This is a genomic window from Erythrobacter sanguineus (assembly GCF_900143235.1).
Classification (GTDB): Bacteria; Pseudomonadota; Alphaproteobacteria; order Sphingomonadales; family Sphingomonadaceae; genus Erythrobacter; species Erythrobacter sanguineus.
Window position 1 is genome coordinate 151,038 of record NZ_FRDF01000004.1, and the last position, 25,182, is coordinate 176,219.

The window sequence follows — 25,182 nt, forward strand, 5'->3', positions numbered from 1 at the left end:
GCAGCGATGACAAACCCACAGCACGCCGGATCACCCGATCTTGCCGACTGCGTCAACCAGACCTGTCCGTGGTCGGGCAAGCCGGTGTCGGGTGACAGCCTGACGCTGTATCGCGGGGCTGTCGTGGGCTTTTGCAACCCGGGGTGCCGGGACAAATTTGATGCGGCCACGAAGCACTTCGATGCCGCGCTGGACGGAAACGGATAATGCCACTCCACTTCGAACTCGTGACCCCCGCCAAGCTCGTCCGTTCGGAGGATGTCCACATGGTGGTCGTCCCCGGTACCGAAGGTGAATTCGGCGTGCTGGAAGGCCATGCGCCTTTCATGTCGACCATCCGCGACGGCGCAGTGCAGGTCTTCGCCAGCGCCAACGGCGCGCCGGAAATCATTCAGGTGCGCGGCGGCTTTGCCGAGGTCAGTGAAAAGGGCCTCACCGTACTCGCGGAGCATGTCGAGGGATAAGCCTGCACGACCAATCGACGAACCAACAACGAGGGCGGGCGAATGACCCGCCCTTCTTGCGTCTATCCCCTTCCCTTTGCTTGGTTATCCGGCCACACATGGGCCCAGCAATTCCTGAAAGCACAAGGCCGCTTTCGCTGCTTGTTTGATCACGATTTCCGGGCTGCGCAGTGATGCCGCGGCGATGGGAATCGTTTTGAAGGAGAGGACGCTTGAAACTTGTCTCAACCCTTGCTCTGGCGCTCGCAATGACGATCACCGCAACCACCGGCGCATCGGCCGCCGAGGAAACCGCTAAGGAAAGCGGCGTCGCCGGCATCCCCGGCCCTGAACAGGATCCCTATATCTGGCTTGAGGAAGCCCGCAGCGAGGAGGCGCTCGATTGGGTCGCCAAGGAAAACACCCGCACCCTCGCCGCGTTCGAGGCTGACCCGCGATTTGCCCAGCTGAAGGCCGAGGCGCTGGCGATTTTCGACAGCGAAGATCGCATCCCCTTCGTCAGCTTCCGCCCCGATGGGCTGTACAATTTCTGGCAGGACAAGGCGAACCCCAAGGGCCTGCTGCGCCGCACCAGCCTTGAAAGCTACCGCACCGACGAACCCGAATGGGAGATCATTCTGGATGTCGACGCGCTGGCCGCGGCTGAAGGCAAGGAGTGGGTCTATCAGGGCTCGACCTGCCTGCCCCCGGCGCTCAACAAGTGCATGATCGCGCTGTCTGACGGGGGCGAAGATGCCACCATCATGCGCGAATTCGATACCGCGACGAAGCAGTTCGTCGAAGGCGGCTTTGTGCTCGACGCGAAAAGTCAGGGCGGCGTGCAGTGGATCGATGAAGACACGCTGCTGGTAGGCCGCGGCTTCGGCGAAGGCACCCTCACGGAAAGCGAATATCCCTTCACCAGCCGCGTGTGGACGCGCGGCACGGACATCGCCGATGCGCCCGAAATCTTCCGCGGTGAGCCAACCGACGTGTGGGCAGGGGCGAGCCTGCTGCGCGACAACACCGGAACGATTCACGCCCACACAGCATTTCGCGGCGTCAGCTTCCACGAAAGCCTCTACTACGTCGAAAAGGACGGCGAGTGGTTGCAACTCGATATCCCGAAGAAGGCATCACCCTACGGCATCGTGGACGGTCACCTGCTCTATTCGACCGATGTCAACTGGGAGGTGGAAGGTCAGACCTTCCCTGCCGACAGCCTGATCGCGGTCGATCTGGAGGAATGGAAGGCCAACCCGAACGGTGCGGCAAAGACCCTCGTCTGGGCGCCGGGCGAACGCCAGACCAAGCAGGGCGGCGCGATCACCGGGAATGCGCTGTTCGTGACGCTGCTCGACAATGTCGTGGGCAAGGTGCTGGAGTTCAACTTTGATACCAGCCAGAACGGGGGCCAATGGGTCAGCCGCGAGGTCGCCCTGCCCGACAACGCCACGCTCGGCATCGTGGCCTCGTCGAACGAGACCGACCAGATCATGTACACGGTCAGCGGGTTTCTGGAGCCGACCACGCTGTATTACACTGATGGCTCCGCGCCCCCGGCGGTGCTGAAGACCAGCCCGGCCTATTTCGCGCCTGACGGCATGGAGGTCGAGCAGCACGAGGCGACCAGCAAGGACGGAACGAAAATCCCCTACTTCATCGTCAAGCCCAAGGGGATGGTGCTGGACGGCGATACGGCGACGCTGCTGACCGGTTACGGTGGTTTCCAGGTCGCGCGCCTGCCGGCCTATCTCGGTTCGACCGGCAAGCTGTGGGTTGAAAAGGGCGGTGCCTATGTGCTCGCCAATATGCGCGGGGGCGGCGAGTTCGGGCCGATGTGGCACCAGACTGCGATCCGCGAGAACAAGCAGCGCACCTGGGATGATTTTATCGCGGTGGGTGATGATCTGGTGCAGCGCGGCTTCACCAGCCCCGAACATCTCGGCATTCAGGGCGGATCGCAAGGCGGCTTGCTGGTCGGTACCGCCTTTACCCAGCGGCCCGATCTGTTCGGCGCGGCCATCGTGCAGATCCCGCTGTTCGACATGCTGCGCTATCATCTGATCGGGCGCGGGGCTTCGTGGATCGGCGAATATGGCGACCCGCGCATCCCCGAACAGCGCGCCTGGATCGAAGGCTATTCGCCCTATCAGAAGATCGTAGCGGGCGTGGATTACCCCGCCCCGTTCCTGTGGGCATCGACCGCGGATGATCGCACCCACCCCGCGCACGCACGCAAGGGCGCAGCGCGCCTGAAGGAACTGGGCCAGCCCTATTACTACTTCGAGGATACCACCGGCGGCCATTCGGGCGGGGTCGACAATGATCAGCGCGCCAAGCTGCAGGCCCTGCAATTCGTGTACCTGATGCAGCGGCTGATGGACGAACGCGGTGCAACCGGCGGCGACTGAACTTCGCCGATCGCGACAAGGAAGATCAGGGGCGGCTTCAGCGATGGAGCCGCCCCTTTTGCATTCGCGAACAAGAGCAGCCGCGACAACCTGTAATACCAGCGCGCTAAGATGCTGACGCATCACGCGCTGGAAATGCTCAAGCGCCGCACGGGCTTAACCAATCCGACACTTTGCCCTCGGCTCGTCGCAAGCGCGGCACGGTGCACTTCATCAACGCCCGCTTAACCCTGTCTGGCAGCCCCTTGTTAAGCCTGACCGTCAACATTCCTTGCATCGGGGGCGATGACAGCAAGATCACAAAGGAGCCGACGCATGGCCTACCCCAGGGATATCTCGATTGCCGAAGCGGTCAGGCGCTACAGCCTGCCAAAGAGCCACCGCGTCCACTGGTCGAAGGCGCGCAAGGATGATGTGGTGCGCGCCGTGCGCGAACGGGCGATCAGTTTTCACGAGGCGCGCACGCGTTACCTGCTCAGCCGCAGCGAGTTTGAACAGTGGGAGAAGGATTACATCGCCAGCGGAGGCGATGCGGCCTGCGACAGGGCACAGATGCAGGACGCCTGAAGGTCAGTCCGCCGCGACCGGGATCAGGACCTCGTTACGGCGCAGCGGGCCGGGCACCATCGGGGCATCGTAAAAGGCATATTCCGCCTCACCCACAGGGGCGATACCCTGCCCGGCCAGCCATTCACGCAAGCTGGCTTCATGCGCGGCGAGATCGCCTGCGCTCCCGTTGCCGGCAAAACGGATTGCCGCCATCCGTCGGGCCGGCACCTCGGTCAGCGCAATATCGGCGGGCGCAGGCGGCAGGGTTTCGAGCGTGTACTTGGCCGGCATCACGAACCGCATCTGCCATGCGCCTTGGTCGGTTTCCTGCTGGATCACCGGCGCAGTCATGGCGATGCTTTCCCCGCCTTGGGGGCGATCCTGCGCAAAGATATAGGCGGCAAGGCGGCGGAAACTGGCCCCGCTGGCGCGCTGGCGATCCCCGGAGGAGGTGACTTCGGCCACCACCAGCGACGGGTAATCACGCAGTTCGAAATCCCCTTCGGCGCGGACCAGCGTAAATTCGGGTTCCTCAGTGTTGCGATACTGGGCGTAAACAGCGGCAGCTCCTACAAGCGCGATGCCCGTTCCGGCGGCGATCCATCGTCCGATGCGCATTGGCAAGTTCCTTGTGCAAAGCCCCCGGACAATCAGCCGTCGGGGAGCGCAAAGGTTCCCGCGCGTGCGACAGTCTATCGCGTCGGCGCGTCGAAATCGGCGGGCTTGTTGGCCACCCACGCGGCGAATTTGGCAATGGCAGGATTGTCACGGATCACATCGACATCATCGCCGATGCGCGCGAGTTCGCTGTTGGTGAAGTTGGCATGGATCGTCTTGTGGCAGATCGGGTGGACGGCAACCTTCACCTTGCCCTTCTTGGCCTTGGGCACAGGGTGATGCCACTGGACGATATCGCCCAGCGGGCGCGCGCAGAGCCAGCAGGTGAGACCGCTTTCATCGCTCATCCCTTGGCCTTGTCTTTTCCGGCAGCCTTTTTCTTCTTCATCGTATCGTGGAACCGATCAGCCCAGCCGGGTTTCACCAGCTGTTCGGCGCGCACCATGCGCAGTTCTCCGGTGGCGACATCGCGGCTGACGGTGCTGCCCGCTGCGACAATCGCATCCGCGCCGATGGTGACGGGGGCGACCAGCGCGGAATTCGAGCCGATGAAGGCCCGTTCCCCGATCACGGTCCTGTACTTGAAATAGCCATCGTAATTGCAGGTGATTGTGCCAGCACCGATATTGGCGCCCGCACCGATGGTGGCATCGCCGAGATAGGTGAGGTGGCTGGCCTTGGCCCCTGCGTGCAACACCGCGTTCTTGACCTCGACGAAATTGCCGACGAAGCTGCCCTCTTCCAGCACCGTGCCCGGGCGCAGGCGGGCAAAAGGCCCGACCTTGACCCCGCTGGCGAGGCTCGCGCCTTCGATATGGCTGTTGGCGCGCACCAGCACGTGATCGGCCACACGTACGCCGGGGCCGAAGAACACGTTGGGTTCGATCGTGACATCGCGGCCGACTGCGGTATCCCAGCTGAAGAACACCGTGTCGGGCGCCAGCAAGGTTGCGCCTTCATCCATCGCCTTCAGCCGGCGTGCCGCCTGCCAGCGGGCTTCGGCAGCGGCGAGTTCGGCGCGGCTGTTGATCCCGGCCACTTCGTCCGCGCTGGCCGCGGTCACCACCGCGCAAGGCCTTCCGTCGGCGATGGCGATGTTGATGACATCGGGAAGGTAGTACTCCCCTTGCGCGTTGTCGTTGCCGACCCGCGCCAGCAGCGCGAACAGATCCGCAGCGCGGGCGGCCAGCAGGCCCGAATTGCACAAGTGGCAGGCGCGCTCGCCTTCGTCTGCGTCCTTGTATTCGACCATCTTGAGGATGATGCCATCGTCGTCGGCGATCACCCGGCCATAGTGCAGCGGATCGTCAGGCTCGAACCCCAGCACCACGGCGGCGGGGGCATCGGGCGCATGCAGCCGTTCGATCATGGCGCGCACCGTTTCGGACCGCACCATCGGGCAATCGCCGAAGCAGACCAGCACATCGCCATCGAAATCGGTCAGCGCATCGCGTGCCATCAACGCGGCGTGGGCGGTGCCAAGCTGCGGTTCCTGCAAGGCGATGGTAACCCCGTGCCCCGCCAGTGCCGCTTCAAGCTGTTCGCGCCGGTCGCCTGCCACCACCACCGTCCGCGCCAGCGCCAATTCGGCGAAACTGTCGAGCAGGTGCAGGATCATCGCCCGCCCCGCAATCGGGTGCAGCACCTTGTGCAGATCGCTTTTCATCCGGGTTCCCTTGCCCGCTGCAAGAATGATGGCGGCGAAGGGATGTGTCGTATCAGTCATGGGGCCTGTCCTTAGGGAAACGCGCGCATGGCAGCAATTGCTTGCGGTTTGAAGAAGCATCCGCCACCCGCCCATTCTTCTGGAGGCAAGCATGCAAAAATTTCCCTTCGACGCGATCGGGTTCGACCTTGATGGCACCCTGCTCGATACCTTCCGCGATCTGGGCGCGGCGGTGAACCATGCGCTGGTGCTGGGCGGGTTCGCCGAGGTTTCGGTCGAAACCTCCAAGGATCTGATCGGCGGCGGGGCCAAGATCATGCTGGCGCGCGCGGTGGATGCGCAGGGCGGATTGCCGGCAGACGAGTTCAAGCAGCTCTACAAGGCGATGCTGACCTATTATTCCGCGCATAATGCCATCCACACCGTGCCCTATCCCGGTGTGCGCGAGGCGCTGGTGGATCTGGCGAACAAGGGCGTGCGGATGGCGGTGGTCACCAACAAGTTTGAAGGCTTTGCCCGCGATGTGCTCAGCCAGCTTGATCTGATCGGCGCGTTCGAGACGGTGATCGGCGGCGATTCGATGGGCAAGGGCGAAGATGGCCAGTTCCTCGCCAAGCCTCACCCAGCCCCGGTCATCGCCGCGCGCGAGGCGACAGGAAACGGTCACATGGCCTTTATCGGCGATTCGACCTATGATGTGCGCGCAGCGCGCGGGGCCGGCGTTCCGGTGGTTGCCGCAGCCTATGGCTATTGCGACATGCCACCGCATGAACTGGGCGCGGATGTGGTGATCGATTCGTTTCCCGAATTGATTCCCGCGCTTGAAGCGATTGGCAGCGCCAGCTGACCTTACGGCATCCGGCTCTGTCAGTTCGGCAGTTGCATGGCGCGCCCGAAAGTGCCACGCAGCGCCCGCCAATCAGGTTTACGCGGGCGTAAAGCGCATCAGCGCTGCGCTCCACTCGCAAGACAGGAGAAACACGCATGACCATCAGTTTCAAGGACAAGGTAGCCATCGTCACCGGTGCGGGCGGCGGTTTGGGTAAGGCCTATGCATTGGAACTCGCGCGGCGCGGTGCCAAGGTTGTGGTCAATGACCTCGGCGGATCGCGCGATGGCACCGGCACGTCTGACGCGGCCGCGCAGGTCGTCGCCGAGATCGAGGCGATGGGCGGCGAGGCGATCGCCAATGGCGCATCGGTCACCGAATATGATCAGATGGAAAAGATGGTCGCCGACGCCAAGCAGAAGTGGGGCGGCGTGCACATCCTCATCAACAACGCGGGCGTGCTGCGCGACAAGACCTTCATCAAGATGGAGCCCGCCGACTTCGAATTCGTGGTCAAGGTCCACCTCACCGGTTCGGCCTTCGCCACCAAGGCGTGCTGGGAAACCATGCGCGAACAGGGCTATGGCCGCGTGCTGATGACCGCGTCCTCAACCGGGCTGTTCGGCAATTTCGGCCAGGCCAATTACGGCGCGGCCAAGCTGGGCCTTGCAGGCCTGACCAAGACGCTGCAACTTGAAGGCGCGAAGTACAACATCCGCGTCAACTCGCTGTCGCCGGTCGCCGGCACGCGCATGACCGAAGACCTGTTCCCCGAAGAAGCGTTCAAGCTGTTCGCGCCGGAAAACGTGGTTCCGGCAGCACTGTTCCTCGTCAGCGAGGATTCGCCCACCAATGCCATCGTCGGCGCGGGCGCGGGCGGCTTCCATTCCTCGTGGACGGTGATGAACGACGCGGTGTGGCTGCCGGACGGCGAGCGCACTGTTGAAGGCTTCGCCGCACGCTGGGATGATATCAACGCCTTCACCAACCTTGTCGCCCCGCAATCGGGCAGCGAGCAGTCGGCCAATATCCTCAAGGCGATGCAGAAGGTCACCGGCACTGGCCCTGCCAGCGCGCGCGGCTGATCCGGTTCACATCGGGATAATTCAGGCCCGTCCCTGCAAAAGGGGCGGGCCTTTGCTTTTGGGGTGCTAATCGACCGCCTTCAACAGCCGCCGCTCCATCGGAGCGAGCACATTTGCCAGATCATGACCGCGCTTGAGCACCTGTCCGTGCTCACCGAACAGCGTCCACATCCCCTGCTTGGCCCTGAGCGCCGGGCGCTTTTCCAGCCGCGCCTGCGGACGTTCGGCAGCGCGGCGAAAGGCGGCGAAGGTGGCGGCGTGGCGATCGAAATTCATCGCGTAATCGCGCCACTCACCGGCAGCGACCATCCGGCCATAGAGATCGAGAATCCGCATCAGTTCGGCCCGTTCGAACCCGACCTGTTGCGCGCCACGGCCTGGAAAGCTGACCACCTGACCGGCCAGACCGGAAATCTGTCCCGTATTTTTCAATCACCCACCCCGGATCAATCTTCGGTCCCGTTTTTCAACGGCAATTCATCCTGCACCGGCGCATCGCGCTGGGCCAGCATCGCTTTCATCGTGGCGAGTTCTTCCTTCATGCCGGTAATTTCAGCCTCCAGCTTTTCGATGCAATCGCGGCGCGGGCGGCCTTCGTCGTCACAAGGAGGATCATCGCAGGGCGTGCCATAGGGGATGAATTCGCGCAGCCATTGTTCGGCTGGAACCAATGTCGAGCGTGCCTTCAATCCGACCATGGTCGCGCCCGCGGGCACATCTTCGGTCACCACCGCATTGGCCCCGACCCGCGCGCGTTCGCCAACCACGATCGGGCCGATGATCTGCGCGCCCGAACCGATGATGACATTGTCCATCAGCGTCGGATGGCGCTTGCCCCCCTTGCCGCTGGTCGGGTTGGTGCCGCCCAGCGTAACACATTGGTAGATCGTGACATTATCGCCGATTTCGGCCGTCTCGCCGATCACGGTAAAGCCGTGGTCGATGAAGAAATTCTTGCCGATGCTTGCGCCGGGATGGATATCGATCGCGGTCAGCAGGCGCGACAGGTGGTTCACGAAACGGGCGAGGAAATAAAGCCGCGCGTGGAACAGCCAATGCGCGATGCGGTGAAAGCCCAGCGCCAGCACGCCGGGATAAAGCAGGATTTCCCAACGCGAACGCGGCGCGGGATCGCGCGCACGCACCGAGTCGAGGTAGCTGCTCAGACGGTCGAACATGGCACCATAATTCCCACCAAAAGCCGCGCGATGCAACTCATGCGCTAGAGCAGGCGCTGCTGCTCGGGGCCATGCATGGCCTCAAGCGCCGCGCGCCATACCGACATGGTGGCGGGCGACTGACGTTCAAGAGAGATGCGGTCGATTGTCGCCACCAGCGTCTCGATCCCGGCAAAGCTGCGCTCGGTGCGGGGCACAAGATATTCCGCCGCGCCATCGGGCAGCGTCAGGCCGCGCGCCTCCGCATGGGCAAGGATCAGCTCCGCGGCAAATGCATCATCGGGCGCGCCAATCGCCAGTTGCAGCGATCCGCCAATGCGCGAGGCAAGATCGGGCAGCGCGATCTGCCAGCCGCCATTGCGATGATCGGCATTGGCGACCAGCAGCAGCGCCCCGCTTTCACGCACCCCGCCTTGCTGCACCGCGTTCCAGCGATGGAACAGGTCGGTCTCGTCCAGCTGCTCGGCATCGTCGATCACGTCGAGCCGTCCGGCCTCGGCAAGGCCCTGCGCCCAGCGGGCCAGCAGCGACTTGCCAGAGCGCGGCGGGCCGGTCAGCACCGCCACGTGAAACGGCCAGCGCAAGGGATCCTGCAAGGCCTCGATCACCGCAGCATTGGCGTTGCCGACGACAATGCGCTGCGCCTCGGTCGGCGCGCGGGCGGACAAAGGCAGGGCGATCTGGGAGGAAGTATGGCGGCTCATGCGCGATGGCACCCCGCGCCTCAGCGGCTGATGGCGAGCGCGTTTGCCCCCCGCCGCACCGTTAGCCCTCGCGCCTCAAGCGCGCCGGCGAGTTCTTCGAGCGTTCCGGCATAGCTTACGCTCATCACCGAGGTGCCGCCGATCGCGGTGCTGGTAACGGCCAGTCCGCGCACGCCCGCGGTGCCGCGCACCGCGCCAAGTGCAGCATCGAACGCCGCGGCATCGGGGGTGGCGAACTGCACGACAATGGATCGCACTGCTGCCTCGCCGGTTTCGGCGCCGGTCACCGGCTGGGCTTCAATCCGCGGCGCAACGCCAGCCGCCGCCGCTGCTTCGGCCTCGGCCCGCTCGCGCACCGCGCGGCCAATGTCGATCAGGCGCGCGATCGCCGGATCGACCTCGCCCGAACCGCCCAGCCGCAAGGTCGGATCGGGCCGCAACTTGCCGCTGACGAGCGCGCCGGTGAAGATACCGTCCATCTGCACGACCGCGCGCGCCAGCATCGCAGGCACTTCATCAGGCCCGGCGGCAGTCAGGGTGAAACTTTCAAGCACATGACTATCGGGGCCATAGCGCGCCGTGAAGGTGGCGTTCACCGGGCCGCCCGGGAACTGGTGGTCGATCCGGGCAAAGGCCATAAGCGCATCGGCCGCGCCATACTGATCCAGCGTGCTGCGCCACCATGCGCGGCTGTGGCGCCCGGTCTGGCCGAAATTGATCAGCAGCGAATCGCCCCCCGCCCCGCTTGGCCGGATGTAATCGATCCGGCTGGCGCCCGGATTGAACCCGGCCCAGGCACGCTGCCACGCATTGCGCCGTTCAAATGCGGTATAAGTCCCGCCGCTGACTTCGACCGGGATCAGCAGCATTGGTGCCGAACGCGAGGCTTGCTGCGCCCCGCCAAGATAGCCACTGGCGCGCTGCCGGTCCAACACCACGCCCAGCGTCGCGATATAGCGTTTGGGGCCCAGCCGCTCCTGCTCGATCACGATGGCGGAAACGAGGCCGTCAAGCTGGCTGTCGCCGATCTTGGGGCCCTTGATCTTGGCCCACGCCTTGCGCTGCGCCTCGCGCCAGCCCTTGGCGCGCGCTTCTTCGGCAGAATCGCCAGTGACATCGACGCTGATCCCGCGCACCTCGATATCTGCACTGGCGGCAGTGGGCGCGATGCCGCGATCGCCCGCCACCTGCGCCACCAGCGCATAGCCGCCGCCCAGCAAACCGAGCGCCAGCGCCACGCCGCCCAACTGGCGCAGCAGGGCACGAGCCGCCGGGCGATCAGGGGCGGCACCGGGGCCGGAAAGGGAGGGAGACACGCTCATCGGGGAAATCGCGCGCCTTTTGCCCAATGGCGAGTGGAAATCCAAGCACGAAAGGCTAAAGCGGCGTGCATGAACGGCAAGAACTCCCCTTACACCTATGCCGAAGCCGGCGTATCGATCGCTGCGGGCAATGCCCTTGTGAAAGCCATCGCCCCGCTGGCCAGGGCCACCGCGCGTCCCGGCGCGACCAGCGAGCTGGGTGGATTCGGCGGGTTTTTCGATCCCAGGGCGGCAGGCTATAACGATCCCCTGCTGGTCGCGGCGAACGACGGGGTCGGCACCAAACTGAAGCTCGCGATCGAGCATGACCGGCATGATAACGTTGGCATTGATCTGGTCGCCATGTGTGTCAACGACCTGATCGTGCAGGGCGCCGAGCCCTTGTTCTTCCTCGATTATTTCGCCACCGGCAAGCTGGAAAACGGCGTTGCCGAGCGGGTGATCGCCGGGATTGCGGAAGGCTGCAAGATCGCGGGCTGCGCGCTGATCGGCGGCGAAACGGCGGAAATGCCGGGGATGTATGCGCCCGGTGATTACGACCTGGCGGGCTTCTGCGTCGGCGCGGTCGAGCGCGGAGAGCAGCTTACCGGCGACAAGGTTGCGCCGGGCGATGTGCTGATCGGGCTGGCGTCATCCGGTGTCCATTCCAACGGCTATTCGCTGGTGCGCAGGCTGGCGGCGGACAAGGGCTGGAAACTCAACCGTCCCGCCCTGTTCGATCAGGAGCAACTGCTGATCGACGCGCTGATTGCGCCCACCCGGATTTATGTTTCGAGCCTGCTGCCGCTGATCCGCGACGGCCAGATCAACGCGCTCGCCCATATTACTGGCGGCGGATTGCTGGAAAACATCCCGCGTATCCTGCCCGATGGCGCACACGCCCATGTCGACGCCGACCTGTGGCCGCAGCCGCGCCTGATGGCGTTCCTGCAAGCGCAGGGGCATATCGAGCCGGAGGAAATGGCCCGCACCTTCAACTGCGGGGTTGGCATGGTGCTGGCCGTGGCGGCGGACAAGGTTGCGGCGGTCACCCAGCGGCTTGAAGCGGCGGGCGAAACAGTGTTCGAGGTTGGCCGGATCGAAAGCGGCGACAAGGGCTGCACCGTGCGCGGTTCGGTCGAAACGTGGGCGGCACAAGGCGAATGGAGCGCGACCCATCTTGGCTGAAAAGGCCCGCATCGCCATCCTCATATCGGGTGCCGGCACCAACATGGCCGCGCTGCTCTATGCCAGCCGCATGGCTGACGCGCCCTATGAGGTGGTACTGGTCGCCAGCAACGATCCCGCAGCGCCCGGCCTGAAGCTGGCTGGGCTGGAAGGCATCCCCACCTTCGCCCAAGCGCACAAGGGGATGACCCGTGCGAGCCATGATGCGGCGATGGAGGCCGCCGTGCTGGAGGCAGGCGCCGATCATATCGTGCTGGCCGGCTATATGCGCATCCTGTCGGATGAATTCGTGCAGCGCTGGGAGGGTCGGATGCTCAATATCCATCCCTCGCTGCTGCCCAGATACAAGGGGCTGGACACCTTCGCCCGCGCGATCGAGGCCGGGGACAGCCATGCCGGAGCGAGCGTGCATCTGGTCACGCCCGATCTCGATTCGGGCGAAGTTCTGGCGCAGGCCCGCGTCGCCATCGCGCCGGGCGAAACGCCCGCCAGCCTTGCCGAGCGGGTGCGGCTGGCCGAACACCAGCTATTCCCGCGTGCGGTGGCCGATTACGTGTCGCGCTGGCGCAATCCGGCATGGCTGCTGGCCGCAGTGCGCGCCCGCGCCCTCGCCCTGCCGGAAACCTGCGAGCAGGACAGCTTCGGTTCGGCGGGTTTCCGGGTCGGCACAGGCAAATCGGGCAAATATTTCGCCTATTTCTCCGACCGGCCCCACGGCCATGAACGGATCGCGCTGCTGGTCAAGACCAGCGGGATGGACGAACTCCATGCACTGGTCGAGGATCAGCCGGAGACCTATTTCAAACCCGCCTTCTATGGGCCGAGCGGCTGGGTCGGGCTGACCCTCGACCGGGCTGATCTGGACTGGGGCGATGTCGATGCGTGGCTGCAAAGAAGCTGGCGCTCTGTCGCGCCCAGACGGTTGACGCGCTTCATGGATGTAGCGGACGAATTCTGATGGCTCCGGCCCGCGATCATCTGCTGGCGCGCGGGCCACTCGCGCAGCGGGCGAACGACTTCCTCGGCAAGGCGTGGGACAAGGGCTGGTTGCCCCCGCCCAATCTCGATCCAGACGCACTGTGGGCGCTCGCGGCCAAGCCCTATGGCGCGAAGGCCGAAGCGGCAGAGCAGGGCGGGCGCAGCGCCGAGGACGTTGCCGATTTCCGGGAGCGGCTCACCCGGCTGGTCGCAGCGGCCCATGCCGAGGCTGATCTCAACCCGCTCGGCACAGCGATGGCCTGGGGGCAATTGTCGCGGGTGGTGAAGAACCGGCTGGCGTTCGGCGCGCTATGGGCAGATCGGCCCGCCCTTCCCGCCACACCGCTGCCTGCGCCGATCATCGTCATCGGACACATGCGCAGCGGCACCACCCGGATCCACAAGCTGCTGGCCGCTGACCCCGCGCATTCGCACACCCGCTATTGCGATGCCTATCACCCGGTTCCGGCGCGCTTTGGGATGAACAGGCTCGTCAGCAAGGTCGAACTGGCGATGCTGGGCGCGATCAATCCGTGGATGCAATCGATCCACCCGATGGCACCCAGCGGCGTGGAGGAGGAGCTGGCATGGCTATCTGCCGCGCTCCACCATTCGATTTTCGAATCGCAGTGGCATATCCCCGCTTACAGCGCGTGGAGCGAAGGCCAGGACCCTGCGCCCGTCTACCGCGAGATGCTGCGCATTCTCAGGACCGACGCTGCACACCGCGGTATCGCCGACCGTCCCCGCGTGCTGAAAGTCCCCGCCTTTGCCGAGGATCTCGCCACGCTGCTCGCCCTGCTGCCCGGGGCGCGGTTGGTGCTGGCCCAGCGCGAGCCTGAGGCGGTGCTGCGCAGCGCCGTCAGCCTCGCAGCGAACCAGATGGCAATACAGTCCGACGCTTGCGACCTTGGACAGATCGCCGCGCGCTGGCGGCACAAGATCGCCCTGCGCGAGGAACGGATCACAGGCGCGCTGGCGGGCTGGCAAGGCCCCATCGCGCGGCTGACCTTCGATGAACTGAACGCCGATTGGGAAGGTGCGATGGCGCGCTGCTATGCCGATCTGGGGATGATGCTGTCGGCCGACGCGCTGATCGCGATGCACAAGGTGATGGCAGCAAGCGCCGAAGGCCACCACCACGCCCATGCTGCGCAACTCGCGCGGTTTGCAGAGGCAGAATAAAGCAAAAGGGCCGCCCCAGCCGGGACGGCCCTTGGCATCGCAAGCGGCGAAAAATCAGCCGACGATTTCGTCTTCGTTGAAGAAGAACGCGATTTCGATCGCGGCATTTTCTTCGCTGTCCGAACCGTGGACGGTGTTTTCACCGATCGACAGGGCCAGTTCCTTGCGGATCGTGCCGGGGGCAGCATCAGCCGGGTTGGTCGCGCCCATGATGTCGCGGTTGCGGGTCACGGCGTCTTCGCCTTCGAGAACCTGCACCACCACCGGCTCGCTCATCATGAAATCGACGAGTTCCCCGAAGAAGGGACGCTCGCGGTGGACGCCGTAAAAGCCTTCGGCCTGTTCGCGGGTCATGTGGATTCGCTTGGAAGCGACAACGCGCAGACCGGCGTCTTCCAGCATCTTGGTGACCGCGCCGGTCAGGTTGCGGCGGGTGGCATCGGGCTTGATGATCGAAAAGGTGCGGGTAACCGCCATGGTATGAGTGTCCTTGAAAGGCAGCGGGGTGGCTGCACGGGGGAAATCCCGCCCGGCATCGCGGGACAGGTAAATTGCGCCGCGCCCCTAGCCCCGGGCGGGCGCGGTTTCAAGTCCCATCAACTGGCAGCCGCCAGCCACGCCGTTCAGCCCGCCTTGCTGCCGATGATCAACTGGCCGGTGGTGGCATCACCTTCATTGGGATTGGCGGTGACCGACAGGGTCGATCCGTCGCGCTTGCGCTCGCCCCCGATCATCAGGCTGCCATTCATGTTGGCGTCGATCTGGATGTCGAAACCGGCCTGCTCGGCCTGCTTGCGGAAATGCGCGATCACCTTGTCGGCAGCGTCGCCGGTTTCGAACATCACCATCGTGCCCTTGCCGTCGGGCTGGTTGACGACCGTGTTGGTAAGGACCTTGGCACCGGGATAGAGGCTGAAGCCGTCGGGCAGATCGACCGGTACATCCGTGCCCGATCGCAAGGTGGCGGTGCCATCCGCGCTCTTGACCGTCATCGAGGTTTCGCCGCTGTCCTTGTCGATGGAATATTCGGCGGTTTCGCCGTCATCAGTCGTGAATTCCCCCGAGGTTTCCGAACCGCAAGCCGTCAGCATCAACGCCGTGCCGCCAGCCATAACCCCAGCCATAACCAGTGCCGAAATGCGCATTTTCTCTCTCCCCAGTCACATCCGGCGCGCAGCATTCCCCATCGGCACGCTTGCGGCAAGCCTTCAGCCCTTTTTCACCCAGCGCCCGTCTTCCTGCGCGAAATAGGCGCGTTCGATATCGGCGCGGCCATCCTGTGCGCGCCACGCCTGCCGCGCTTCGGGCGCAGCCTCCGGTGGGAACAACAGAAAGACGCGGGCAAACCCTTCGCTGTCCCGGTAAACGCCATCGGCAAGGATCAGGTGACTGGCACCATTGGGAGCCGCAAGATCGCCCGACAGCAGGATCGGCTGACGCTCGGCCCCCGGCGCCTCCGCCTCGCCATTGGCAAGGAAGCTTTCCGGGCCGGCCTGCCACAATTCGCGCGAAATCGCGGCGCGCTGCTGCGCCTCGGCGGTGACCACCAGCACGCGCTCGCCCTCGCCCAGCACACGCCTGGTGATCAGCGCGACGACCTTCTCAAGCGGGTCACGGGTGTATTGCCAGAAATCGAGCTTTTGTGTCATCCTATCCTACCGCTTCGCTACGTGAGGAGGGGATGAGTGATTGACGATCTCATGACGAATATTTCCCTCTCCGGCACCGGTCGGAACAATATTTCACACCGCCCCAGTCCCGCTCCCACTTCTTGCGCCAGGTGAAGGGCAGCCCGCAGGCGAGGCAGGTCTTGGTCGGTAAATCCGACTTCTTCCGCATCTTGGGGATGAAACGTCTCCCCGATCAGCCTTCCACGACATCCCGCACGAACTGATCGAGCAGGCGCACCCCGTAACCGGTTGCGCCCTTGTCCCATGAATGACCGGGCTTTGATGCCCACACCATCCCGGCGATATCGAGGTGCGCCCAAGGCGTGCCGTTCTTCACGAACCGTTGCAGGAACTGCGCGGCGGTGATCGATCCGGCCTCGCGCGGGCCGACATTCTTGATGTCTGCAACGGGCGAATCGATCAGCTTGTCGTAATTGGCGCCAAGCGGCATCCGCCACAGCTTGTCGCCCGTGGCCTTGCCCGCTGCCGTCAACTGGTCGGCCAGCAGATCGTCATTGGCGAACATGCCGCCATATTCATTGCCCAGCGCAATGATCATCGCGCCGGTCAGCGTGGCAAGATCGACGATCCGGGCCGGCGCATATTCTTCCTGCGCCCAATGCAAGGCATCGCATAGCACCAGCCGCCCTTCGGCATCGGTGTTGAGCACTTCGACCGTCTGCCCGCTCATGGTGGTGACGATGTCGCCGGGGCGCTGCGCCTTGCCGTCGGGCATGTTTTCGACCAGGCCCATCACGCCGATCACGTTGGCCCTGGCCTTGCGCGAGGCGAGCGCCAGCATCGTGCCTGCCACCGCGCCCGCACCGCCCATGTCCCACTTCATGTCTTCCATGCCCGGCGGCGGCTTGAGCGAGATCCCGCCGGTATCAAAGGTGACACCCTTGCCGACGAACACGGTCGGCTTGTCATCCCCCCCGCCGCCGTTCCAGCGGATCGCCAGCAGCTTCGATTCATGCTCGGAACCCTTGCCCACGCCGATCAGCGCGCCCATGCCGAGCGCCTCCATATCCGGTTCGCCCAGCACCGTGATTTCCACCCCGGTGCCGGCGAAGGCTTCCTCGCAGGCGGCCACGAAGGTGGCGGGGTAAATGATGTTGGCCGGTTCCGTCACAAGCGAGCGGGCGAATTCCACGCCCTTGGCCAGCGCAGCCTCACGCTCCCACACAGCTTCGGTCCCGCCGGGCGCGTTGATCACATGGATGGTGGCGAGCGATGGCCGCTTGTCGGCAGCCAGTTTGGTGCGATACTTGTCATGCCGCCAGCCGCGCAGGCGCAGACCGAGCAGCACCGCAGCGGCATCATCGGCCGAAAGCCCGGCCTGCCCCAGATCGAGCACCATCGCAGCTTCGCCAGAAACCAGGTATTTGCCGGTCAGGGCAGCGCCCGCGCGTTCCAGATGCAGCTTGCGTTCGGCCGCCCCTGCCTCGCCCGCGCCAGCCAGCGCGATCCGCCGCAGCGTTCCGCCGTCGCTGGCAAAACCTTCGAACACCTGCCCGACTCGTCCGGAGAAACGCGCGGCAGCCGCACCTTCGGTCAGCGCCGCATCAAGCCCGGTCAGGGGCGAACCCTGGTTCACGATCCGGGCGTGAAGGCGGACTGCGGAGGGCGGCGTGGCGGTAAAAAGGATCTGCATGGGGTCTCCGCAAGGATAGGAAAAGCGCCGGAGGCAAAGGCGCGGTCGCCCGGCGCTGGCAGGGTCTGACCCGCACCTGCCGGAAACGGCGCGCGCAACGCCGCAAACCAGATTGCGATTAAGCGCGAGCGGTGCAATAGGCAAGGCCATGTCGGGAGGCTCCACGAATGGATCGCGCATCGCCGCGTCCCCAGGCTTGCGTCCCCCGGCGCGGGCCGCTGCCCTGTGCGCCCTGCTTGCGCTGGCCTTCGCAGCCGCGCCCGCTGCGCTGGCCGCACAGGACAAAGCCGTGCCAACAGGCCCGCCAGAGCAAACCCCGACCGAAACCGAAACCGAAACCGCGCGGGCGATCGATTTCGAGGCCGAGCAACTGGCCTATGACCGCGAAGTCGACACCGTCATCGCTCTCGGCAATGTCATCCTGCGCTCGGACGACCGCTCGGTGCGGGCCGATCAGGTCAGCTGGGATCGCCGCACGGGGAACATCATCGCCACCGGCAACATCCGGCTGGTGGACGAGGCCGGCAACCAGCTCTTCACCGACCAGATCGAACTGAGCGAGACCTTCGAAGCCGGGGCCATGGCCGAATTGCTGATCGCCCTGCGCGCCGGGGGACGGCTCGCCGCGCGCTCGGCGCAGCGCGATGAAAGTGGCATCGCGGTGCTGACTGATGCCGCCTACACCGCCTGCGCCGTGACCGATGCCGAGGGCTGTGCCAAGAATCCGAGCTGGCGCATCACCGCCAAGCGCGTGACCTTTGATCAGGAGACACAGCGCATACGGTTTACCGGCGCGATGCTGGAACTGTTCGGGGCGCGCATCCTGCCACTGCCCGGTCTTGCGCTGCGCACCGACGGCAAGGCCGAATCCGGCTTTCTCGTTCCCGATTTCCGGGTCAGCCAGGTCAACGGGCTGGAGATGAGCGGGGAATATTACTGGCGGCTTGGCGACAACCGCGATCTGACGCTGGGCGCCTATGTGTTCTCCAACGTCGCGCCGATGGCGAGCGCCAAGTGGCGGCATCTGACCGACAAGGGTGCCTATCAGGTCACAGGCTATCTTACCGCCAGCGACCGCCTTACCGATTTCACCGGTGCGGCAGGGTTTCAGAATGAACCGCGCGGCTACATCGAAGGCAACGGGCGGTTCCAGTTCTCGCCCGAATGGAGCCTCACCAGCTCGATCCGCCTTGCCACGGACCGCACCTTCCTGCGCCGCTACGATCTCAGCCGCGATGACCGGCTGCGCTCGACCATCAATCTCGAACGGATCACCGACAAATCCTATTTCTCGCTTGCCGGCTGGGCCACGCAGACGCTGCGGATCAATGCCCAACAGGGGCAGATCCCGCTGGCCCTGCCCGCGCTCGATTTCCGCCAGATTGTCGCCGACCCGGTGCTGGGCGGCGAGGTTGAATTGCAGGTCAATTCGCTCGCGCTGCTGCGCAATGACGGGCAGGATACCCAGCGCGCCTTTGCCGGGGCGAAATGGGATCTGCGCCGCCTGACCGGCCTTGGTCAGGTGGTGACCATGACCGCGCTGGTGCGCGGCGATGTCTACAATACCGACAATATTCTGGCGACCACCACCCCGACCTATCGCGGGACCGAGGGGTGGACAACGCGCGGCATTGCCACCGCCGCGATCGACATCGAATGGCCGTTTGCGGGCGAGGCTTTCGGCGGCACGCAGGTCCTGAAGCCGCGCGTTCAGATCGTTGCCAGCCCCAAGCTCACCAATCTTGCCGTGCCCAACGAGGATGCGCGCGCGATCGATCTTGAGGATTCGAACCTTTTCGCCCTCAACCGCTTTCCCGGCTATGATCGGGTCGAAGACGGGACCCGCATCACCTGGGGCGTCGATTGGGAATTGCAGCGCCCCGGCTGGCGCGTGTCGACCACCATCGGCCAATCCTACCGCTTCGATGATCCCGAAGATCAGATCTTCCCGGTCGGCACCGGCCTGTCTGAACGCGTATCCGATTTCGTCGGGCGCACCCAGATCCGCTATCGCAATTTTCTCAATCTGACCCACCGCTTCCGGCTCGACAAGGACGACCTTGCGATCCGCCGCAATGAAATCGACGCGGCCATCGGATCACGCCGCACCTATGTCGAGATCGGCTACCTGCGCCTCAACCGTGATATCCAGACGGTGGAGGATCTGCGTGACCGCGAGGAATTGCGCGCCGCTGCGCGAATCGCCTTCGGGCGCAAATGGTCGATGTTCGGGTCGGGCGTGTTCAACCTGACCAATGCCGATGAAGACCCGGTTTTCCAGCCCGACGGTTTCGAGCCGATCCGCACACGGCTCGGGATCGCCTATCAGGACGACTGCATCGAATTCGGCGCGACCTGGCGGCGCGATTTCATCACCGCAGGCGATGCTGCGCGCGGCAACACATTCCAGCTGTTCTTCGCCTTGCGGAACCTCGGCTTCCGCTAGGTGCCCAGCGAATTGGCAGCGCCGACAAATCGGGCTAAGGGGCAGGCCAAGGCGCAAGCTCGCCCGACCCTCGCGGGACAGGGTCAGACTCAGCTTGCGTTCAGCCATGCCAACGCATGGGCCGGAGTTATCGCGTGAGGGGTCGCGCAGGAATTCGCATAATGGCGGGATTGAACGAGTGAAAATGAAGCTGTTTTCCAAGACCACCAAGTTCGGGATGCGCGGCGGCGTGATGCTGACTGCGCTGGCGGGTCTGGCGGGGCTGGCGCTGGTTCCGGCGGCCGCTCCGGCCCAGACCATCGCCGTGCCGACCGCCGACAACCCTTTCGGGCTGCCCGCGGATATCACCATCTTCGGCAAGGCCGATCCCGACCGCCGCACGGCGACGGCGGTGGTCAACGGTTATGTCATCACCGGCACCGACATCGACCAGCGCGTCGCGCTCGTCACTTCGGCCTCGGAAGCGCCGATCGAAGGCGAGGAACTGCTGCGTCTGCGGGTGCAGGTGCTGCGCAACCTGATCGACGAAACGCTCAAGGTGCAAGCGGCCGAGGCCGCCGAACTGAAAGTGTCGGCGGCGGAGGTCGAGCAGACCTATCAACAGCTCGCAGCCCAGAACTTCGGCACAAATCCCGAAAAGATGGACGAATATCTGCTTTCGATCGGCTCCTCGCCTTCCGCGCTCAAGCGCCAGATCGAAGGCGAAGCCGCTTGGGAAAACCTGCTGCGGCGCAATATCATGCCCTTCGTCAATGTCTCGGCCGAAGAAGTGAACGACGTGCTCGCCCGGCTCGAAGCCTCGCGCGGGACAGATGAATACCGGCTCGGCGAAATCTACCTCTCCGCCACTACCGAAAACCGCGCTGCGGTGTTGAGCAATGCTCAGGCGATCATGCAGCAATTGCAGCAGGGCGGCAGCTTTGTCGCCTATGCCCGGCAGTTCTCCGAAGCGACCACGGCGGTGGTTGGCGGCGATCTGGGATGGGTGCGGCTCGGCCAGCTTCCGCCGCCGCTTGCAACCGCGGCGCGGCAGATGCAGGCAGGCCAGTTGCAGGGGCCGATCGAAATTCCAGGCGGTTTCTCGATCCTTTACCTGATCAACAAGCGCCAGGTGCTGATGGCCGATCCCAGCGACGCGATCCTCAGCCTCAAGCAGATTTCGATCGCGTTCCCGCCGGACGTGACCGAAGCGCAGGCCGAAATCAAGGTCAACGAATTCGGAACCTTCGTCGAATCCCTCAGGGGCTGCGGCGATGTTGACGGGGCGGCGGCGCAGTTCGGCGCGCAGGTGATTTCCAACGACCAGCTGAAGGTCGCCAGCCTGCCCGAACAGCTGCGGCCGCTGATCATGAACCTGCAGATCGGCCAGACCACGCCGCTGTTCGGCGGGATCGAGGATGGTGTGCGCGTGCTGATGCTGTGCGGACGTGACGATCCCGAGGATGCCGGCGCACCGACCTTTGCCGCGGTGATGGACCAGATCGAGCAGGAACGCATCAACAAGCGCGCCCAGCGTTACCTGCGCGACCTGCGCAACGACGCCTATATCGAATACAATTGAGCGCACAGGCCGCGCCTCTCGCCATCGCGCTGGGTGATCCGGCGGGCATCGGCCCGGAAGTGATACTCGGCGCGTGGCTGCGCCTTCGCAAGGAAGGGCGCCCGCCGCCCGCCTTCGTGGTCGGCGGCCCTTCGCTGTTGCGGGCGGCGGCGGAGACACTCGGCATCGATTGCCCGATCGTGCCAATCGCCGATCCGGCCGAAGCCCTGTTCGCATCATCTGCTGGCCTGCCGGTGATGGCCGGGCTGGATGCGGCATGGACGCCGGGCGCGCCGAGCCGCGAGGGCGCACAGCTTGCGCTCGCCTCGCTCAGCTGGGCAACGCGGTTCGCGCTTTCCGGCGTGGCGGGTGGCCTTGTGACCGCTCCTGTCTCCAAAGGCGCGCTGGCGGCGATCGGCTGGGACTATCCCGGCCAGACCGAATTTCTCGCCGATGCCTGCGGCCAGCCCTATCGCGATGCGGTGATGATGCTGGTCGGGCCGAGCCTGCGCACCGTGCCGCTGACGGTCCACGTGTCGCTCGCCGAAGTGCCGGGTTTGCTTTCGTCGGAACTGATCATCCACAAGGGACGGATCGTTGCCACGGGCCTCCGGCGCGATTTCGGGATCGCCGCACCGCGCCTCGCGGTCGCTGCGCTCAATCCGCATGCCGGAGAAGGCGGCCAGTTCGGCGACGAGGAAGCGCGCATCATCGCACCTGCCATTGCTGCCCTTCAGGCCGAGGGGATCGACGCCTTCGGCGCCGTCCCCGGCGATGCGCTGTTCACCCCGCGCGCGCGCGCCACCTATGACGCAGCGCTGGCGATGTATCACGATCAGGCGCTGATCCCGCTCAAGGCGCTTGAGGTGGACGAGGGCGTCAATGTGACGCTCGGTCTGCCGATCATCCGCACCTCGCCGGATCACGGCACCGCCTTCGACATTGCGGGCAAAGGTCTTGCCGATCCCGGCGCAATGGCAGCAGCGATCATCATGGCGAACGAGATGGCCGCAGCGCGGGCGACAGCGGGCAGCAATGGCTGATCTTCCCCCGATCCGCGAGGTGATCAAGCGTCACGGCCTCGCCGCGTCGAAGGCGCTGGGGCAGAACTTTCTGCTCGACGAACAATTGCTCGCCCGCATTGCCGCATTGCCCGGTGATCTGACGGGCGAAAGCGTGCTGGAGGTCGGCCCCGGCCCCGGCGGGCTGACCCGGGCGCTGCTGCGCGCCGGGGCGAAGGTCACCGCGATCGAGATGGACCGCCGCTGCCTTCCCGCGCTGGCCGAACTGGGTGAGGCGTTTCCGGGTCAGCTGACGGTGATCGAGGGCGATGCGCTGAAGCTTGATCATGCCACGTTGATGCACGGCGCGCCGTTTCACGTGGCTTCCAACCTGCCCTATAATGTCGGCACCGCGCTGTTCGTGAAATGGCTTTCGGGAGAGGCGTGGCCGCCGCAATGGCGCTCGCTCACGCTGATGTTCCAGCGCGAGGTGGCAGATCGGATTGTCGCTGCGCCGGGCAGCGATGCCTATGGCCGGCTGGCCGTGCTGGCCCAGTGGCGCGCCGATGCCGCGCTGGCGATGAAAGTCCACCGCAGCGCCTTCACCCCGCCGCCCAAGGTCATGAGCGCGATTGTCCATGTTACCCCCGCCGACATGCCCGAAACGGTATCGGCCCGGATGCTCGAACGCCTGACCGAAGCCGCCTTTGGCCAGCGCCGCAAGATGCTGCGCCAGAGCTTGAAGGGGGTGCCGGGCGCGCTCGATGCGCTGGCGGTGCTGGGCATTGACGAGACGCGGCGGGCAGAAACGCTGGGCGTGGCCGATTTTGTCGCGCTGGCGCGGGCGCTGGATCAGAACCGGCACGCGGGCTGAACTTTCTTCAGACTTCCGGTGCGTGGACGGCAAAAGGTGGGGGATTTGCGTTGCTAGGCTCGCACTCCCGTTTCGGGGGAGCAGGTCCGTCGCTCTGGCAGCGGCCCTTCTACGTCTTATCAACCGTGGGAAAGGTGGGGGATTTGCGTTGCTAGGCTCGCGCTCCCGTTTCGGGGGAGCAGGTCCGTCGCTCTGACAGCGGCCCTTGTACGTCTTATCAACCGTGGGAAAGGTGGGGGATTCTGTTGCTAGGCTCCCCCGGGCCCCCGGTATCCGTTCTGTTGCCCGGTCGGTCCAACCGCGCTTTTTAGCCTTATAATATCAGGGCGTTAGCCCATCAATTACGCGGCGATTGCGAGTGCTTCGTTATCGTTGGCACTTATGGTTTTTGAGCCTTATGCGGGTTACTCAGCCCGGGCAAAAACTACGCTTTTCAACACACGTCGATCCTGGTTCGGCCCCATCAGGAGTTGCGGTTGCCACTGTGATGGGCCGCCGCTTCTGGTGGAGCCGCCGGGTACTGCCCCCGGGTCCGTTGCATCTATTGCACGCAGCAATTTATCGCCATAGTCGGTTGCCCGACGCCGCTGATATAGCGCGCCGATCCTGAATTTAAAGTGACTAAAGCGTGCGCGCGGCCAGGCATGCCCTCACTTCTTCAGCGCGTCCCTGATCTCGGCCAGCAGCTCGATTTCAGTCGGCCCGGCGGGCGCTGCGACTTCTTCTTTCTTCTTTTCGAACTGGGTGGTGATCCTGGTCGCATAGCGCACCAGCATAAAGATGATGAAGGCGAGGATCACGAAGTTGATCATCACCGAAACGAACGCCCCCAGCCCCAGCACATTGGCCCCGGCCTCGCGCGCGGCGGCCAGCGTCGTGCCGGGTTCGACCTCGCCCGCAAGCACGATGTAGCGATCCGAGAAATCGATATTGCCGAAAATCGCGCCGACAACCGGCATGATGATCTCATCTGTCAGCGACTTCACGATCCCCGAAAACGCGCCCCCGATGATCACCGCGACCGCCAGCTCCATCACATTGCCCTTGGCGATGAAGGCCTTGAATTCCGACAACATGCTAATCCCCTTCATGTGCTGTTTGCCCCCTTCTGGCACTCTCGCGGCGACCTGCCAAGCCACGTGATTTTGTCCGTTCACGGCTTGAACCGGCAAGGGGGTGTGCTATATCGACAATACAGGAAGTTGCTGCGCTGCTTTGAATCGGGGGCTCGCGCCATCAGAAGGGATCGATTCATGAAATTCACCACCATGCTGCGCGGCGCGTTCGCCGCCGTGGCCGCGCTCAGCCTTGCGGCCTGCGGGATCAACTCGGTGCCCGCGGCCGAGGAAGAAGCCAAGGCCAAGTGGGCCGATGTCGAAGCGCAGTTCCAGCGCCGTGCCAACCTCGTCCCCAACCTCGCCGAAGTCGCGCGCGGTGCTGCCGAAAGCGAGCGGGCGATCCTCACCGAAGTAACCGAGGCCCGCGCGCGTGCGACCAGCGTCAATGTCAGCGCCGACAATCTTGACGATCCCGCCGCGATGGAGCAGTTCGCCGCCGCGCAGGGCCAATTGAGCCAGGGCATCGGACGTCTGCTGGCGAGCTTCGAGGCCTATCCGCAGATCCAGTCGAACCAGAACTTCCTTGCGCTGCAAAGCCAGCTCGAAGGCACGGAAAACCGCATCGCGGTCGCCATCCGCGACTACAACGAGGCGGTGCGCAAGTATAACACCACGATCCGCACCTTCCCCGACATCATCGGCGCAAACATCATCCACGGGGCCGAGCCGCTGGTGCCCTATGCCGCCGTGACCGAAGGCGCGGAAGCCGCCCCGACGCTCGACATGACGAGCAACTGATCG

At 64.6% G+C, this 25,182-nt stretch carries 27 protein-coding genes and 1 other RNA gene; 14 read left to right on the forward strand and 14 right to left on the reverse strand.

Features of this window, described 5'->3' with window-relative positions; translation table 11 throughout:
- Nucleotides 1-6 precede the first annotated feature (6 nt).
- From BUA05_RS04325 to BUA05_RS04340, 4 genes are all read left to right on the forward strand, one after another.
- On the forward strand, nt 7-207 hold the full coding sequence (locus tag BUA05_RS04325; protein ID WP_072673428.1) for an eL24 family ribosomal protein: 201 nt from the start codon (nt 7-9) through the stop codon (nt 205-207).
- Nucleotides 207-464 (forward strand): ATP synthase F1 subunit epsilon, encoded by a 258-nt coding sequence (locus tag BUA05_RS04330; protein WP_072673429.1) that lies wholly within the window; start codon nt 207-209, stop codon nt 462-464. Before BUA05_RS04325 ends, BUA05_RS04330 begins: the two co-directional genes overlap by 1 nt.
- A gap of 248 nt (nt 465-712) precedes the next feature.
- Nucleotides 713-2,857: a prolyl oligopeptidase family serine peptidase gene (locus BUA05_RS04335; protein WP_084662465.1), complete on the forward strand. Its 2,145-nt coding sequence runs from the start codon at nt 713-715 to the stop codon at nt 2,855-2,857.
- A gap of 315 nt (nt 2,858-3,172) precedes the next feature.
- On the forward strand, nt 3,173-3,424 hold the full coding sequence (locus tag BUA05_RS04340) for a DUF1153 domain-containing protein (RefSeq protein WP_072673431.1): 252 nt from the start codon (nt 3,173-3,175) through the stop codon (nt 3,422-3,424).
- Nucleotides 3,425-3,427: 3 nt separating this feature from the next.
- Here BUA05_RS04340 and BUA05_RS04345 read toward each other — a convergent pair whose 3' ends face one another.
- From BUA05_RS04345 to glmU, 3 genes are all read right to left on the reverse strand, one after another.
- Entirely contained in the window at nt 3,428-4,024 is a 597-nt protein-coding gene (locus BUA05_RS04345; protein ID WP_072673432.1) for an SOUL family heme-binding protein, read from the reverse strand.
- 74 nt (nt 4,025-4,098) lie between these two features.
- On the reverse strand, nt 4,099-4,371 hold the full coding sequence (locus tag BUA05_RS04350) for an HNH endonuclease (protein WP_072673433.1): 273 nt from the start codon (nt 4,369-4,371) through the stop codon (nt 4,099-4,101).
- Nucleotides 4,368-5,750: a bifunctional UDP-N-acetylglucosamine diphosphorylase/glucosamine-1-phosphate N-acetyltransferase GlmU gene (gene glmU / locus BUA05_RS04355; RefSeq protein WP_072673434.1), complete on the reverse strand. Its 1,383-nt coding sequence runs from the start codon at nt 5,748-5,750 to the stop codon at nt 4,368-4,370. The genes BUA05_RS04350 and glmU overlap by 4 nt, the downstream gene beginning before the upstream one ends.
- A 91-nt stretch (nt 5,751-5,841) precedes the next feature.
- On the opposite strand from glmU, the gene BUA05_RS04360 reads away from it, so the two are divergent.
- Complete coding sequence (locus BUA05_RS04360; RefSeq protein ID WP_072673435.1) at nt 5,842-6,537, forward strand: HAD-IA family hydrolase; 696 nt, start codon at nt 5,842-5,844, stop codon at nt 6,535-6,537.
- Between the two features lie 137 nt (nt 6,538-6,674).
- Nucleotides 6,675-7,604, forward strand: a complete 930-nt coding sequence (locus tag BUA05_RS04365; RefSeq protein WP_072673436.1) for an SDR family NAD(P)-dependent oxidoreductase — start codon at nt 6,675-6,677, stop codon at nt 7,602-7,604.
- Nucleotides 7,605-7,670: 66 nt separating this feature from the next.
- On the opposite strand, the gene BUA05_RS04370 is transcribed toward BUA05_RS04365, so the two are convergent.
- The 4 genes from BUA05_RS04370 to BUA05_RS04385 are packed head-to-tail and all read right to left on the reverse strand — an operon-like array spanning nt 7,671 to nt 10,808.
- Nucleotides 7,671-8,036 carry a DUF2794 domain-containing protein gene (locus BUA05_RS04370; protein ID WP_342742086.1) on the reverse strand — a complete coding sequence of 122 codons (366 nt, stop codon included), beginning with the start codon at nt 8,034-8,036 and terminating at the stop codon, nt 7,671-7,673.
- A gap of 14 nt (nt 8,037-8,050) precedes the next feature.
- On the reverse strand, nt 8,051-8,782 hold the full coding sequence (gene epsC / locus BUA05_RS04375) for a serine O-acetyltransferase EpsC (RefSeq protein ID WP_072673438.1): 732 nt from the start codon (nt 8,780-8,782) through the stop codon (nt 8,051-8,053).
- Between the two features lie 44 nt (nt 8,783-8,826).
- A complete protein-coding gene (locus BUA05_RS04380; RefSeq protein WP_072673439.1) occupies nt 8,827-9,486 on the reverse strand; it encodes an HdaA/DnaA family protein in 660 nt (219 codons plus the stop codon).
- Between the two features lie 20 nt (nt 9,487-9,506).
- Entirely contained in the window at nt 9,507-10,808 is a 1,302-nt protein-coding gene (locus tag BUA05_RS04385; protein WP_072673440.1) for a hypothetical protein, read from the reverse strand.
- A 69-nt stretch (nt 10,809-10,877) separates the two neighbouring features.
- Between BUA05_RS04385 and purM the strand changes: the two genes are divergently transcribed.
- From purM to BUA05_RS04400, 3 genes are read left to right on the forward strand one after another with little or no spacing between them, the layout of a single operon-like run.
- Nucleotides 10,878-11,975 (forward strand): phosphoribosylformylglycinamidine cyclo-ligase, encoded by a 1,098-nt coding sequence (purM, locus tag BUA05_RS04390; RefSeq protein ID WP_072673441.1) that lies wholly within the window; start codon nt 10,878-10,880, stop codon nt 11,973-11,975.
- Nucleotides 11,968-12,933 carry a phosphoribosylglycinamide formyltransferase gene (gene purN / locus BUA05_RS04395; RefSeq protein ID WP_072673442.1) on the forward strand — a complete coding sequence of 322 codons (966 nt, stop codon included), beginning with the start codon at nt 11,968-11,970 and terminating at the stop codon, nt 12,931-12,933. The genes purM and purN overlap by 8 nt, the downstream gene beginning before the upstream one ends.
- A complete protein-coding gene (locus tag BUA05_RS04400; protein WP_072673443.1) occupies nt 12,933-14,138 on the forward strand; it encodes a sulfotransferase family protein in 1,206 nt (401 codons plus the stop codon). The genes purN and BUA05_RS04400 overlap by 1 nt, the downstream gene beginning before the upstream one ends.
- Before the next feature lie 54 nt (nt 14,139-14,192).
- Here BUA05_RS04400 and ndk read toward each other — a convergent pair whose 3' ends face one another.
- From ndk to BUA05_RS04425, 5 genes are all read right to left on the reverse strand, one after another.
- On the reverse strand, nt 14,193-14,615 hold the full coding sequence (gene ndk / locus BUA05_RS04405) for a nucleoside-diphosphate kinase (protein ID WP_072673444.1): 423 nt from the start codon (nt 14,613-14,615) through the stop codon (nt 14,193-14,195).
- Nucleotides 14,616-14,761: 146 nt separating this feature from the next.
- Nucleotides 14,762-15,262, reverse strand: coding sequence for a hypothetical protein (locus BUA05_RS04410; protein ID WP_158093679.1), 501 nt, complete (start codon nt 15,260-15,262; stop codon nt 14,762-14,764).
- Nucleotides 15,263-15,346: 84 nt separating this feature from the next.
- Nucleotides 15,347-15,787: a DNA polymerase III subunit chi gene (locus tag BUA05_RS04415; RefSeq protein ID WP_072673446.1), complete on the reverse strand. Its 441-nt coding sequence runs from the start codon at nt 15,785-15,787 to the stop codon at nt 15,347-15,349.
- A gap of 49 nt (nt 15,788-15,836) precedes the next feature.
- Nucleotides 15,837-15,977, reverse strand: a complete 141-nt coding sequence (locus tag BUA05_RS04420; protein WP_072673447.1) for a DUF2256 domain-containing protein — start codon at nt 15,975-15,977, stop codon at nt 15,837-15,839.
- Between the two features lie 24 nt (nt 15,978-16,001).
- Nucleotides 16,002-17,462 (reverse strand): leucyl aminopeptidase, encoded by a 1,461-nt coding sequence (locus BUA05_RS04425; protein ID WP_072673448.1) that lies wholly within the window; start codon nt 17,460-17,462, stop codon nt 16,002-16,004.
- A gap of 148 nt (nt 17,463-17,610) precedes the next feature.
- Between BUA05_RS04425 and BUA05_RS04430 the strand changes: the two genes are divergently transcribed.
- The 4 genes from BUA05_RS04430 (at nt 17,611) to rsmA (ending at nt 23,323) form a co-directional block, all read left to right on the forward strand.
- Entirely contained in the window at nt 17,611-19,908 is a 2,298-nt protein-coding gene (locus tag BUA05_RS04430) for an LPS-assembly protein LptD (RefSeq protein ID WP_084662466.1), read from the forward strand.
- A 184-nt stretch (nt 19,909-20,092) separates the two neighbouring features.
- A complete protein-coding gene (locus BUA05_RS04435; protein WP_072673449.1) occupies nt 20,093-21,469 on the forward strand; it encodes a peptidylprolyl isomerase in 1,377 nt (458 codons plus the stop codon).
- On the forward strand, nt 21,466-22,491 hold the full coding sequence (gene pdxA / locus BUA05_RS04440) for a 4-hydroxythreonine-4-phosphate dehydrogenase PdxA (RefSeq protein ID WP_072673450.1): 1,026 nt from the start codon (nt 21,466-21,468) through the stop codon (nt 22,489-22,491). The genes BUA05_RS04435 and pdxA overlap by 4 nt, the downstream gene beginning before the upstream one ends.
- The gene (rsmA, locus tag BUA05_RS04445; protein WP_072673451.1) at nt 22,484-23,323 is read left to right on the forward strand and encodes a 16S rRNA (adenine(1518)-N(6)/adenine(1519)-N(6))-dimethyltransferase RsmA; all 840 of its coding nucleotides are present in this window, start codon (nt 22,484-22,486) and stop codon (nt 23,321-23,323) included. Before pdxA ends, rsmA begins: the two co-directional genes overlap by 8 nt.
- Before the next feature lie 267 nt (nt 23,324-23,590).
- Here rsmA and ssrA read toward each other — a convergent pair.
- Nucleotides 23,591-23,944, reverse strand: a transfer-messenger RNA (tmRNA) gene (gene ssrA, locus BUA05_RS04450).
- 29 nt (nt 23,945-23,973) lie between these two features.
- Nucleotides 23,974-24,399, reverse strand: a complete 426-nt coding sequence (gene mscL, locus BUA05_RS04455) for a large conductance mechanosensitive channel protein MscL (protein WP_072673452.1) — start codon at nt 24,397-24,399, stop codon at nt 23,974-23,976.
- Between the two features lie 177 nt (nt 24,400-24,576).
- Between mscL and BUA05_RS04460 the strand changes: the two genes are divergently transcribed.
- A complete protein-coding gene (locus BUA05_RS04460) occupies nt 24,577-25,179 on the forward strand; it encodes a LemA family protein (protein WP_072673453.1) in 603 nt (200 codons plus the stop codon).
- Nucleotides 25,180-25,182 lie beyond the last annotated feature (3 nt).